Origin of the sequence: Lactobacillus juensis, assembly GCF_036246285.1 — a bacterium.
Taxonomy (GTDB): Bacteria; Bacillota; Bacilli; order Lactobacillales; family Lactobacillaceae; genus Lactobacillus; species Lactobacillus juensis.
On sequence record NZ_BTTS01000002.1, the window covers coordinates 179842 to 193258 of the forward strand.

Annotated in this window: 13 protein-coding genes; 11 read left to right on the forward strand and 2 right to left on the reverse strand. The window is 33.3% G+C overall.

The features are described from left to right. The first annotated feature begins 101 nt into the window (after window positions 1–101). The 4 genes from AAA926_RS05160 to AAA926_RS05175 all read left to right on the forward strand — a co-directional run bounded on the left by AAA926_RS05160 (window position 102) and on the right by AAA926_RS05175 (window position 3290). The gene (locus AAA926_RS05160) at window positions 102–587 is read left to right on the forward strand and encodes a GNAT family N-acetyltransferase (protein WP_198180631.1); all 486 of its coding nucleotides are present in this window, start codon (window positions 102–104) and stop codon (window positions 585–587) included. A gap of 45 nt (window positions 588–632) precedes the next feature. Then, window positions 633–1025 (forward strand): cytidine deaminase family protein, encoded by a 393-nt coding sequence (locus AAA926_RS05165; protein WP_232347643.1) that lies wholly within the window; start codon window positions 633–635, stop codon window positions 1023–1025. Further along, on the forward strand, window positions 1025–1468 hold the full coding sequence (locus AAA926_RS05170) for an ASCH domain-containing protein (protein ID WP_198180629.1): 444 nt from the start codon (window positions 1025–1027) through the stop codon (window positions 1466–1468). Before AAA926_RS05165 ends, AAA926_RS05170 begins: the two co-directional genes overlap by 1 nt. A gap of 271 nt (window positions 1469–1739) precedes the next feature. After that, on the forward strand, window positions 1740–3290 hold the full coding sequence (locus tag AAA926_RS05175) for an ATP-binding cassette domain-containing protein (protein WP_198180628.1): 1551 nt from the start codon (window positions 1740–1742) through the stop codon (window positions 3288–3290). Between the two features lie 5 nt (window positions 3291–3295). On the opposite strand, the gene AAA926_RS05180 is transcribed toward AAA926_RS05175, so the two are convergent. Further along, the gene (locus tag AAA926_RS05180; RefSeq protein ID WP_198180627.1) at window positions 3296–4417 is read right to left on the reverse strand and encodes an SLC13 family permease; all 1122 of its coding nucleotides are present in this window, start codon (window positions 4415–4417) and stop codon (window positions 3296–3298) included. 201 nt (window positions 4418–4618) lie between these two features. On the opposite strand from AAA926_RS05180, the gene AAA926_RS05185 reads away from it, so the two are divergent. Together AAA926_RS05185 and AAA926_RS05190 are read left to right on the forward strand one after the other, a co-directional pair. After that, the gene (locus AAA926_RS05185) at window positions 4619–5347 is read left to right on the forward strand and encodes a gamma-glutamyl-gamma-aminobutyrate hydrolase family protein (protein ID WP_198180626.1); all 729 of its coding nucleotides are present in this window, start codon (window positions 4619–4621) and stop codon (window positions 5345–5347) included. Window positions 5348–5356: 9 nt separating this feature from the next. Next, a complete protein-coding gene (locus AAA926_RS05190) occupies window positions 5357–6760 on the forward strand; it encodes an APC family permease (RefSeq protein WP_198180625.1) in 1404 nt (467 codons plus the stop codon). Window positions 6761–6820: 60 nt separating this feature from the next. Here the strand turns inward: AAA926_RS05190 and AAA926_RS05195 are convergent, their stop codons facing one another. Then, a complete protein-coding gene (locus AAA926_RS05195; protein ID WP_198180624.1) occupies window positions 6821–7717 on the reverse strand; it encodes an alpha/beta hydrolase in 897 nt (298 codons plus the stop codon). Window positions 7718–7936: 219 nt separating this feature from the next. On the opposite strand from AAA926_RS05195, the gene AAA926_RS05200 reads away from it, so the two are divergent. From AAA926_RS05200 to AAA926_RS05220, 5 genes are all read left to right on the forward strand, one after another. Next, a complete protein-coding gene (locus tag AAA926_RS05200; protein WP_198180623.1) occupies window positions 7937–10654 on the forward strand; it encodes a sigma 54-interacting transcriptional regulator in 2718 nt (905 codons plus the stop codon). A 239-nt stretch (window positions 10655–10893) separates the two neighbouring features. After that, window positions 10894–11388 carry a PTS sugar transporter subunit IIB gene (locus AAA926_RS05205; protein WP_198180622.1) on the forward strand — a complete coding sequence of 165 codons (495 nt, stop codon included), beginning with the start codon at window positions 10894–10896 and terminating at the stop codon, window positions 11386–11388. A gap of 1 nt (window position 11389) precedes the next feature. Next, on the forward strand, window positions 11390–12175 hold the full coding sequence (locus AAA926_RS05210; RefSeq protein ID WP_187154132.1) for a PTS mannose/fructose/sorbose/N-acetylgalactosamine transporter subunit IIC: 786 nt from the start codon (window positions 11390–11392) through the stop codon (window positions 12173–12175). 1 nt (window position 12176) lies between these two features. Next, on the forward strand, window positions 12177–12995 hold the full coding sequence (locus tag AAA926_RS05215; RefSeq protein ID WP_198180621.1) for a PTS system mannose/fructose/sorbose family transporter subunit IID: 819 nt from the start codon (window positions 12177–12179) through the stop codon (window positions 12993–12995). Window positions 12996–13012: 17 nt separating this feature from the next. Continuing rightward, a complete protein-coding gene (locus AAA926_RS05220; RefSeq protein WP_198180619.1) occupies window positions 13013–13417 on the forward strand; it encodes a PTS sugar transporter subunit IIA in 405 nt (134 codons plus the stop codon).

Here is a 13417-nt window from a genome sequence, read left to right on the forward strand (position 1 = left end):
GCAAAAGCGGATTTTTTTATGCAAAATTTGCTTTTTGGTTAGGGCTTCAGTATATTAAATAATTAATTAGTCTTTAATATCTAAAGAATAGAGGTGAAGAAATGAATAAAAGTATTTTTCAAAAAATAACACTTTTGTCTCAAAAAAATGCCAGGATTATCGCAGACGAGTGGCATTATGACGGACAATATGCTTTTTACGATATGAAAAATGATCGAGAAGATTATGATGAAATAGTTTCTCCCAAGTTACGTAAAAATAATTACTTTCAGGTTTTGGATAAAAACGACAACTTGGTCGCTTTCTTTTGTCTTGATCCAGATAAGGAGAAAAGAGAACAAGTTGAAATTGGCTTGGGCCTAGCTCCAAATTTAACTGGTCGTGGTTTGGGCAGCCAATTTATGTCAGTTATTGAAAATTACGTTAAAAATAACTATGATTACCAAGTGATTATTTTAGCGGTTGCTGACTTTAATTTGCGCGCAATTAAAGTCTATCAAAAGGCAGGTTATGTCCAAACAGGTACAGAAAATGTGCATTCAAATGGCGGCATCTATAAATTCAATATTATGGCAAAGAAAATTTGAGTTTAGTTTTATAGATATTATATGAAAGAATTGAAGGTGAAAATTATGGATAAAACATGGCAAAAAATGTATGAGGCAGCGAAAAAAGTACAGGGGTTCACTGCCATTGGTCCTCATATGGAAGCTGGTGGAGTTGCTGCTGCTGTTCTAGCTGAATCAGGAAAAATTTATACGGGAGTTTGTATTGACACAGCCTGTGGATTAGGTGTCTGCGCGGAACGCAGTGCTCTTTTTAATATGATTACCAATGGTGAAACTAAAATTAGCAGAGTTTTAGCATTAATGGCAAATGGTAAAAATGGTGCCCCTTGTGGTGCTTGTCGCGAATTTATTGTTCAGTTAATGGAAAAGGATTATCAGCAAGTTGAAATTATGCTGGATTATGAAAAGGACAAAATCGCTACAATGGGCGAACTAACCCCGCAATGGTGGCTATAATGGATAAAGAAGTAAAACAATTTTGGCAGGATTTTTGCCTAAAGCACAATTTGTCTGCCGGCACTAAAGTTGACGCTTGGGCTTTTGGTGATAGTGAAAAAGATGCAGATGAATTGGCTGAATTAGTTAGGAGAGGCATAAAAACTGCCACAACTTCAGAATATGTACCAGGTGATGAAGATATGCCTAAAGTTGGCGATTGGAACATAATTCTCGATGGTCACGGTAAACCCGTCTGTGTTGTCCAAGACAAAGCTGTAGAAATTATTCCGTATAATCAAATTTCCGCAGAGCATGCTTATCATGAAGGAGAAGGAGATCGCAGTTATCAATATTGGCGTAAGGTTCATGATCAATTTTTTGAAGAAGAATTTAAAGCTAATGGTCAAAAATTTTGTCCTCAAGCGCCAATGGTTTGTGAAACTTTTGCAAAGATTGATTAGTTGGGACGTTGCAAAATGAAAAAAATATGATATAGTTAAAATAATTTAGAGAAAGAGGTTATTGCCAAAATGGAGAATTAATTTCTGGTTTTATTAGTAAGCAAAAAGTTTGATAGCCAAAGCTTTTGTCATGTTTTTTGCCGATAATCAGAAATTAGTTTTGTCTCTTTATGGTGATTCTTTAGTTTCACTAGCTTTTTGTGCACTGCTAATCAAATTATGGGCAATTTGGTTATCAGTGCTTTTTCTTTAGCAAAAAGCAGGTGTTAACATGGAATACATTAAAATAACTAATCTGAAAGTAGAGTATCAAGGTGAGGTTTTATTTCAAGCTCCACATTTAAATGTTCAAGACCGACAAATAGTTGGTTTGATAGGTGATAATGGTGTAGGTAAAACTACGTTAGTCAACATTATTGCTGAAAAGCCTATAATTTTTGAGATAGAAGGGCAAGTTAAACGAAATTGTCATACTATTTTAGTACCACAAATTTTAAATAACAATGAGCAAAGTGGTGGAGAAAAGGAAAAGGCTGTTATTGTTCAAGCATTACTGCAGTTAAACCAAACTCAGAATTCTCTGCTAATTTTGGATGAGCCAACATCTAATTTAGATATTGAGCAACAGCAATGGTTAATTAAAGTCTTAAACGGCTTAAAACAACCACTTTTAGTAATAAGTCATGATCAGGCTTTTTTAAGTAAACTTGTCAATGTTATCTGGCAGATTAAGAACCAGCAGATTTATGAATTTAAAGGTACTTATGACGAATACCAGCAATTTCTTAGAATGCAAGCAAAAAGGCAGAATACTGAGTATTTTCAAAAGCAAGTTGAAATTAAAAGGCTAAAAAAAGATCAAAGGGAGTACGAAACTAGGGCTAAAAAATCTACTAAGAAAAAGAAAAATATTTCTTGGTCCGATTGGAAAATAAAAGATAGCAGCGGTTTAGAGAAAAGCCTTTTTCGTAAAAGCACTTTACTGAAAAGGCGTATAGCTAAAGCAGAAACAACGTTGGAAAAGCCGCAAGTTCATCATCCAATTACTTTGGGCAATATTGAAAACAAGAACTTGAAGTTATCACAGAAAAGCAGCATAGTCAGATTCAAGACTCAAAGTGTTACTGTCCATAAAAAGCAATTATTTGCTATAACTAAAGAGCTGAAAATCAAAGGAAAAGAAAAAATAGCGTTAACCGGAAAAAATGGTGCTGGAAAATCGGTTTTTTTAGCAAAACTATTTCACAAAAAACTGGGTGTCTGGCTTAATCCACAGCTAAAAATGGGTTATTTCCAACAGAATATGGCCCAGGAAACTAAAGAAACAGCTACAGTAAAAGAGGTAATATATCAAAACAGCATTTTTAATAAAACCACTACAATGCAGCTTTTAGGTGATTTACATTTGCAAAGGTCTTTGGATAACCAAGTTAGTGCTTTGAGTGGAGGCCAGCTGGTTTGTTATAAATTGGCAAAAGTGCTTTTAGGTGAGCATAACTTGCTGATACTTGATGAGCCGGACAACTTTTTAGATATTTCATCTATTAATGCTTTGGAAGAATTTTTAAGAAACTATCCGTTTGCTGTTATTGTAGTTTCTCACGATCAGAACCTGTTAAAAAACTTAAACTTTACTTCTTGGAAAATAAAAAATCACAAGTTAATAACTCCTAGTGATTTCTCCAGTAAAGAAAAAGCTAAGACTGCTAATCAAATCAGTTTATTACAATTTAAGTTAGACCAGCTGATTTCTGATCCTAACGCTTCATTTACTGACATTGAAAATATTTCCCAGGAAATAAATAGTCTCAAAAATAAATAAAGTCTCTAAAGAGAACTAAGTTCTATTAATTGAGGTAGCAGTAGCTTGACTATTCCCGCCAGTAGAATTAATAAAATAAAGTTAAAGGCTAAAAAGCCTATTAATATTCGACTACTATGGACATGTGCCTGTTTTAATGCTAACAAATTAGCAAATGAAGCTAAAGGAGTCCCTAGACCGCCAACATTTACACCAAGAAAAATTGAGACTATGTCTGTACTGAATCGAGTCATGAGAAAAGTAGCTGGAACGTTACTGATTATTTGGCTTAATGTTATACCTGTCAGATAAGTGATAAGAGAATTCTGATGCAATAGTTGGGTGACAGTGTTAATAATCAGCTTTTGCCTGCCCAAAATGCCGACTATTAAGAAAAAACCGATAAAGGTAATTAAAGTACCATAATCGACTTTTGTAAAAAGCAAATGGTTTATGACTATGATGGCTACTGTTACTACTATTGTGGTATAAATTAGCGGTACGAAATGAAGTACTCCTGCAAGTGTAACTATTAGTAGTGCAAAAGCAATGATTAGAGAAATTGGCTTTACCTCATAGTCTGTTTGTTTTAAAACTGGAAGCGGAGTTGCTGGAATTACAAATGTTGTTAACAAAATTAAAACAAAACTAACTAGGAACAATGGGAGTGAAATTTTGAAAAAATTAGCCGTAGAAAGCTGATAGTGATTGTAGAGATAGAGGTTCTGCGGATTACCGAAAGGAGTCAATGCACTTCCTATATTTGCTGCAATTGTGATTAGTGCCAAAGGAAAAGTAAATGGCCCATGAACCTGCTTGTGAATAACTAAAAATAATGGTACTAAGCTTAGGATAGCTACATCATTAGTTAAAAACATAGCTAAAAATCCTGCTAATAGAACTAATAACTGAGTAACTTGTCTATGGGTATGAGCTAGATTGATGATTTTTTGACTTAAATAGTCCAATGCCTTAATGTTGATCAAATATTGTGTGACAAGCATTAAACTAAATAAAGATAAAATTGTTTGCCAGTTAACATCAGACAGTTTTGGCAAAGTGCGACAAATCATACAAATTAAAAATAAAATTAAAAGAGTAACCCACATTATTTTTTGCTGCTTAATGATTTTATTGACTATTTTCATGCTGCATCACTCTTTTAAAAAATAACTTGCTCAAAATTTTTAACTTAAATATTTTACTACGAAAAGTAAATAATAGTTAGCTTTTACACGAAAGACTACAATTTACTGCCATATTCTGATAAAAACAAAAGATACACTTAAATCGATAATAACTATTATAATATTAATAACTAATAGTATCAGCTTAAATGAGGAGAAAAAATGATGAAACCAATTATTGGCATTGCCGGGTCTGAGATGATTGATTCTGGTGGGATGTTTCCAGGTTATAGACGTAGTTATGTTAATGAAGACTATGTGGATTCTGTTGTTAAAAATGGCGGAATTCCGTTTATAATTCCATTTACTGAAGATGATGAAGTTATTAAAAGCCAGATGACTCATGTTCAAGGATTGATTTTAACTGGCGGTCACGATGTTGACTCTCACTTATATGGTGAAGAATTAATGCCTAAAATAGGGCCTATTTGGCCCCAGAGAGATCACTTTGATATGCTTTTATTAAAAATTGCTGAAGAAGCTAATAAACCCGTTCTAGGAGTTTGCCGCGGAGCACAAATTATTAATGTAGCACATGGCGGCAGTCTCTACCAAGATATTAGTTATCGCTCAGAGCAAACTATAAAACACGAGCAAGGTCATACGCCTGATTTACCTACTCATAAAGTAACAATTAAGGAAAACAGCTTGTTAGCTAAAACTTTAGGTAAAACTGAATGCATGGTTAATTCTTTTCATCATCAATTAATTAAAAACGTAGCGCCAGATTTGCTTGAAGTTGCGGATGCAAGTGATGGCGTGCCTGAAGGACTTGAAAATAAACAGGGTACGGTTCTAGCAATTCAATGGCACCCCGAAATGCTACATAATAATCCTAATACTAAGTATATGAATAATTTATTTAAATTTGTGGTTAAAAACGCCAAGTAAGGAGTAATAATGAATCAAAATAAAAACGCTGGGGATAAGTTAGGCTTTTGGTCAATTGTTTTTTTAGCAATTAATTCGATTATTGGCTCGGGTATTTTTTTAACTCCTGGGAGCGTGGTTAGTCAAGCAGGGAGCAAAGCCCTAATTGTCTATTTCATCGCTGCAATTTTTGCTTCAATTTTAGCTATTTCATTTTCAGCAGCAGCCAAATACGTAACTAAGTCTGGCGCTTCTTATGCTTATTCTAAGGCGGCCTTTGGTGACAATGTTGGCTTTTACGTCGGTATCTTGCGTTATTTTTCTGCTAGCGTTGCTTGGGGAGTAATGGCTGTCGGTGTAATCAAATCAACTATTTCTATTTTTGGTGGAAATCCTGACAAATTTTTAAATGTCACCATTGGCTTTATTATATTAATGGTTGCAGTAACTGTAATTAACTTATTTGGGCAAAAATTTGTGAAACTTGTAATGAACATGGCTACAGCTGGTAAATTAGCTGCATTAATTTTGATTATTGTAGCTGGAGTTGTTTTACTTATTACCACTGGGGCCAGCCATAGCTTGTCATCCGTTGACCAAATAACGCAAAATGGGCATAAAATAGTACCGGCTTTAACTACTACCGGTCTTGTTATGGCTGTTGTTTCTGCATTTTATGCTTTTACAGGTTTTGAATCAGTTGCTTCTGGTTCGGAAGATATGCAAGAACCAGAAAAGAACTTACCTAAGGCTATTCCACTAGCAATTTTGGTTATCGCTGCTATTTATATAGGAGTAGTAGCCGTAGCGATGGTTTTAGATCCAAAGGCATTGATGACGACTAAACAAGTGGTGGCAATCAGTGCGATTTTTAAAAATGATATATTGCGGGATGTAATTTTAGTTGGAGCGCTTATTTCGATGCTGGGAATAAATGTTGCCTCTAGTTTTAATGCACCACGTATTTTGGAGGCAATGGCCCGTGAACATCAACTGCCAGCTACTTTAACCCAAAGGACTAAAAACAACTTTCCCATTAAAACTTTCTTTATTTCTGAAGCACTAGCAATTTTAGTACCCTTAGCTTTTCAATATAACATGACTAACTTAATTACGTTGAGTGCCATGGTCCGATTTCTAGGCTTCATCATTGTTCCCCTGGCAGTAATCTGCTTTTACTATGGTAAAAATAAGCAGCCAATTTTACCAGCTCCTAAAAACATATTGACTGATATTTTTGTACCAATATTGTCAATTGTTTTAGTAATCTTTTTGCTAGTTAAATATAATTGGCAAGCTCAGTTTGGTATTATTGAAAATGGCAAAGTCGTTGGCGTTAACTGGTATGCGATTTTCATGATGATTTTTGGCTTTATAATTTTGCCGCTGTTTATGTTTTGGTTTTCGAGAAAAGAAAGAAACAGTCAGCAATAAATTTAAAAACTTACAGTAAAAAAACCGGACTAGACAATGCTAGTTCGGTTTTTTGCGCTGTTAATTAATGTATTTACGGAAGAAGTTTAGCTCATCTTCATTACATTTCTTAGCCAATTCATCTTTTTGATTAACATGAAAAACATGACCTCGTGGATGTTTCTTATCACCATAGAAATGAAGTTCATGGTAAATATTTTTGGCCTTCAGGTAGCCTGAAAGCATATAGGCATTATCACGCAAGAAATCATTTGTGCATGTCATTAAGAAAAGCGGTGGCAGTGCTTGAGTCAAAAATTGTTCGGCATTTAATTCATCATGCTTATTTAAGAGAATTTCAGGTCGGAAGTAGGCTTCTGGTGCCCCAGTATATGAGGGAATTTCGGTTAGGAAATAGGCGCCACAGTTTAAAGCGGCAGCTTTAATTGTTAAATGGGGTACTGAATAGCCAAAATACTTGCGGTATTCATTGTTAGTGTAAGCTGCTAAAATTTGTTCTCCCATTTGGCCGCCGGCACTGTCTCCAACAATAAAGACATTATTTAGATCGAATTGATATTTTGTCGCATTTTCCTCTTGGGCTACCCAGTGAAATACACGGTTGATATCATCTAGTTCTCCGGGATAGACCACATCTGGTGCTAAACGGTAATTGGCATTAACTACGGCAAATCCTTCTTTAGCCAGAGCCAAGCAATAAAACTGATAGGTTTCTTTGGTGCCATATATCCAGCCACCACCGTGAATATTCACGATTACCGGTAATTTAGCACTGGTTCTATTCTTTGGTAAATAAACATCAAGTATCTGATACTTGGGATCCTTACCATAGGAAATATTATCAAACCGTTCTACTTCCGGAATTTGTGTTGGCAATCCAGCATCGCGCTGATCATCACCTTTTTTAATTGCAATTCGTGTTTCTTCAACTAATTTTCGATAATCAGGTTCTGACATGTTACAGCTCTCCTTTTTTGTAATCGCTTTAATATTATATTTTACTTCAATATAAGTAAAAAAGAAGGTTATAAAATCATTTTAAAGTGATAATAAAGGTACTTTTTAATAGTTAATTCTTATAAAAATAAGTACTAATTTTTAAACATCAATTATCATAACTTGAACAGCTTTAATAAAACAACTAACATAATTGGTAAGTAAATATGGGGTATTTAAATGAATGTAAAGCAAAAAGTGTTAACTTTAATTAAAAAAAGCCAACAGGAAAACAATCAGTATTTATCAACTACTGATTTGGCAGAAAAACTTAGCCTTAAACGTAATACAGTTAGTCACTATCTAAATCAGTTAGTTAAAGAAAATGAATTAATAAAAATTAATACACGCCCAGCAGTATTTATTTTAAAAAAAATTGCTGAGAAAAAATCAGGATGTGTATTAGACAATGAGTATAGCAGTATAAAAGAGTTACAGAAAAAGTATCGTGATGAAGATGTCTTTAATAACGTAATTGGACATGATAAATCACTTTATAGCCAAATAAAAAAACTCAAAGCAGCTGCATCATACCCAGGAAGCTTACCAATTCTTATTAATGGACAAACAGGAACAGGTAAAAGCTATATCGCACGAAAGTATTTCGAATATTGTGTAGCAGAAGATTACATTTCTAAAGATGGTAAATTTGTCAGTTTTAATTGTGCGGAATATGCGGATAATCCAGAACTGCTGACGGGAACTCTATTTGGTTATGTAAAGGGAGCTTTCACTGGCGCAGATAGTAATCATCTTGGGCTTTTTGATGAAGCCGATGGAGGCATGCTCTTTCTAGATGAAGTTCACAGACTAGATGCCAAAGGACAAGAAAAACTTTTTTCATATTTAGATAGTGGCAGTATTTCAGCTTTAGGAGATGCAGGAAATAAGAAAAAAGTAAATGTAAGGTTAATTTGTGCGACTACAGAAGATATTCAGAGTAGCTTCCTAGAGACATTTATTAGAAGAATCCCAGTTCAAATTTCAATGCCTCCTTTGAAAGAGCGTACACAAAATGAGATTCGTGCTTTAATTATTTATTTTTATATTCAACATGCTCAAAAGATCAACAAAAGCTTTAAAATTAATAATCAAGTTTTCTTAACGCTGAGCAATATTAACTATCAAAATAATATTGGACAATTAAAAAATGATATTTTATTGTCTGTTGCCAGTGCTTTGGAAAAAGATATTAATTCTAAAATTATAAGTATTAAACTTGCGGATTTGCCACAAGATATTTTGCCTTCAAGTTTAGCTGAAAATAATAATTCAGTCAAAAGTAGTGCGGACTTGAATATTAAACCTACTAGTAAAATTACTGACTTTATTGAAAGCGAAAATAGCACTAATTATATTAATAAAGCGATCCAAAAGATATACTTGTTATATCAAAAAGAGGACTTTTTACAGTTTAGATCAAAAGCTTTTGATGTTGTTAACTCTCTGTGTGATTATTTAATTTTTAAGAAAGATGACTTGAACATAGGAGAATTACCCTTAAATTTGATAAAAAACACACTTAACCAAGAAGTAGGCTATTTGCGGAATGATTTTAATAATGACTTTAATGGCAACATTATTGTAGCTATTTCTTATTACTTTTATTTTCGACAGGAGAATCACTGGCCAATTTCTTCTAAAGAAAACCAATTGATTAGAGAAATCACTGCGAAATTAAATGAAGTAACCTACGTTAAGCAAATTGTGCAGGTAATCTTGGATACTATAAGCAAAACTCTGAACTTGTATACTGATGAAGTAGACAGAATGTTTCTGACTATTTATCTTGAAAGTATAAAAAGAAATATTAATTCTAATTTAATTCATTGCATATTGTTAGCACATGGCTATTCCACTGCAAGCAGTATTGCTGACACGGTTAACAAAATAATAGGTGAACCATTGCTGGATTCTTTTGATATGCCAATTGATATTAAACCTGAAGATATAGCTCAAAAAGTAGCAAACTATATTCGTGTAAGACATGTCACTAAGGGAATAATATTAATGGCAGATATGGGTTCCTTAGAAAAGATACCTGAATTAATAAAAACGGAAATAAACTTTCCTATAGTTATTTTTAATAACGTATCAACCCAATTAGCATTGTTTGCTGCTGAGTATATTAAAAAGAAAAAACCTTTGTCAGCTATGGCTAAAAATTTAAATCAAGTTATTCATAATGATTATCGTATTATATATCCTAAGATGATCAAGCAGAATGTTATCATTGTTTGCTGTACAACTGGAATAGGAACGGCTGAAAAAATAAAAACAATGATTAAAGATAGCTTACCAAATAAAGCCAAAATAATGGTGAAGGCATATTCTTACGACTCATTAAAGATAGAAGACCAGGAAAATACTCTTAAAAGAAAATATAATATTCTGACAATTATAGGTACTGTGAACCCTGGATATGAAAAAATCCCATATATTTCAATTGATCAACTTGTAAATGGATCTAAATTAACTACATTAAAAGATTCTTTACAGGGTATCCTAAGCAAACAAGATTTATATAAATTTAATGATTCTATTCTTAAAAACTTTAGTATAGAAAGAGTAATTAATTCCTTAACAATTTTGGATACTAAAGCAGTTATAAAAAACATTAGTTTTTGTCTTGAAAAAATGAATAATTATCTCAATAAAAGATTATCAAACCAAACAACAATGGCACTTTATGTGCATATTAGTTGCATGATTGAAAGAATTATTCGCAACCAGTCCTTAGAGAACAGTCCAAGAAATTTTACAGACAGTAAGGAAAAAGAAAAAGGGATTGAGACAATAAAATTAGCTTTACACCCACTTGAAGAAATCTATAATATTAGAATTCCTAAGACAGAGCTAAAATATATATATGAGTTAGTTTTTAATTATGATAGATAATAATCAGACACTATTTATAATTCCTAGATATAGTGTCCAAATCATAGTATTAAACTGGAATAAATAATATAAAAAGCAGATTGCGGAAAAGTGATATGATCCCGCAAGTTTGTTCTAATTTTAGGGTTCACATCAAGCCAAACTGCTTTTTGACACTGAATTGGCACACTTTTTGCTAATTAATTAGTGAAAGCGATTGTAATATAGAAGTCATTAGTATCATTTGAAAGGAAAATAAAATGAGTATTGTTTTAGCAAGAATAGATAATAGACTGCTTCATGGCATAATTGTTACTCAATGGGCTCCACAATCTGGATCTAACAGGGTAATGGTAATTGATGATGAAACAGCAAATAATTCAATAAGTAAGGCAACTATGAAAATGGCACGACCAGCTGGAAATGCAATTTCCATTATTACAGAAGAAAAGGCTTTGACTAATTTTAAAAATGGTAAGTATGATGCTGAAAAGCTACTTGTTCTGGCTAAAGAACCACAAACTTTTTTGGATTTGGTGAAAATCGGTGTTCCAATTGAAAAATTGAATATTGGCGGTACTACAGCTCGTGATAATGGCATAGAAATTTCTAAGCGAGCTTTTGCTGATAGTCATGAAATAACAGTATATGAGTCATTAATTGATAAAGGCGTCAAGTTATTTTCTCAATATGTTCCAGCTGATAAAGAAATAGAAGTTACTAAGGAGTTTTTAGAAAGTAAGGTTAATAGTTAAAATGCATTTTTCAATATTACAAATTATTCTGTTAACGCTTTTAGCTTTTATAAAGCACGTTGATTACTATGGTATTCCTATGCTATTCGTTAATTATCCTGTTTTTTGGGGGCTTTTTACCGGAATAATAATGGGAGATATACAAACCGGATTATTAGTAGGTGGTACAGTTCAGCTAATGTCATTAGGAGTCGCTGGCTTTGGTGGTTCGTCAGTACCAGACTATGGTACAACAGCGATCATTGCTACTGCTTTTGGAGTTTCAATGGGTAAAAGTGCTGGTTTAGCAATAGGCTTACCTGTTGGAATGCTGGGAGTTCAATTAGATGTTATTGTTAAAATTCTAAACGGATTCGTGGCTAAAAAAGCAAAAAGTTATGCAGATTCTCGTCAATTTAAAAAAATGAGTGCAGTTACTTGGTTAGGACCATTATTCTTTGGCCTTTCAGCAGCAATTCCAGTTTTCATTGCCGTCACTTTAGGTCAATCAGCCGTGAACTTTATTTTACAAGTTATGCCAAAATGGTTCATGACAGGACTGACTATAGCAGGTGAAATGTTACCTGCCGTAGGTATTGCAATGCTGTTAAATTATATGCCGACAGGTAAATTAGTTAATTACTTATTAATTGGTTTCTTTCTAGCTGCTTTTCTAAAAGTGCCAATTATCGGTGCTGCAATTATTGGTTTTGCAGCTGCATTTACAACCTATAAGCAAGCTGAAAAAGAAGGACAAGCTAAAGCCATGGCTGCAAATACAAATTCAGGTATAGGAGAGGACGAATAAAATGGCTAAAGAAGAAGACGAAAATATTTATGGCCCAATAGTAACAAAAAAAGATTTGCGTAAAGCTAATTATCGTTGGCTAATGAGTGTTGAGACATTTAACTACGAGACTCAACAAGGGGCTTCTGTTGCATATGCTCTATCCCCAATTTTACGTAAAATATATCAAAAAGATGATGATTATGTAGAAGCTTTAGACAATCACTTTCAATATTATAATACTCAACCATGGTTAGCCGCTATTGTTCTAGGAGCATGTGTTGCTATGGAAGAAAAACAAGGGTTAGCTGCTAAAAGTGCTATTAATGATTTTAAAGTTGGTACTATGGGACCACTAGCTGGAATAGGAGATTCTCTTCTAATGACAATGATTCCAACTATCATGGGTTCAATAGCAGCTTATATGGCTTTGGAAAATAATCCATTCGGTATTATTCTGTGGGGTATCTTAATAGCAATTATCTTTTTCCTACGTATGCATTGTTTTGAGTTTGGATATAGACAAGGCTCTAAAGTTATTACAGAATATGGTGATAAGATAAATTACTTAACTGAAGCTGCTTCTGTTTTAGGCATCACAGTTGTAGGCTCTTTGATTGGATCCGTTATATCTGTTACATCGCCACTAAAATTCCAATTTGGAAAAGTTACAATGCAAATTCAACCTATGTTGGATAAAATATTACCACAATTAATTCCAGCATTATTAGTTTGGCTAGCTTATAAGCTTTTAAAATCTAAAAAGTGGAACATGACTTGGGTGATTTTACTATTTATTGTAATAGCAATGTTTGGGGCAGCATTTGGCTTTTTAAAATAATTAGGTAAGGAAAAATAATGAAAAAGATTATTATTGTAACTCACTATACACTTGCACAGGGCTATCAAGAAACCCTTGCTGGACTGACAGGAGATAAAAAAATTGTCACAGCCATTTGTGCCTATATGAATAATGAAGGAACAAATGAATTAAAGGAAAAAGTTGGCAAGATATTAAATAATTCGGACGAATTTTATATACTTACTGACTTAAGTTTTGGCAGTGTAAATCAAGTTATGAGTCAATTTGCATCTGCTAAGATTCATATAATCACTGGGGTTAATCTACCCTTTGCATTAGCACTAGCTCTTGCAGTTAAAAATGATCAGCCAATTAATATCACTAATTTAATTAATCAAGCAAGACAGCAGTTATTACAAGTATCAGTAAATGATATAACTGATTCAAATGATGATGAGTAG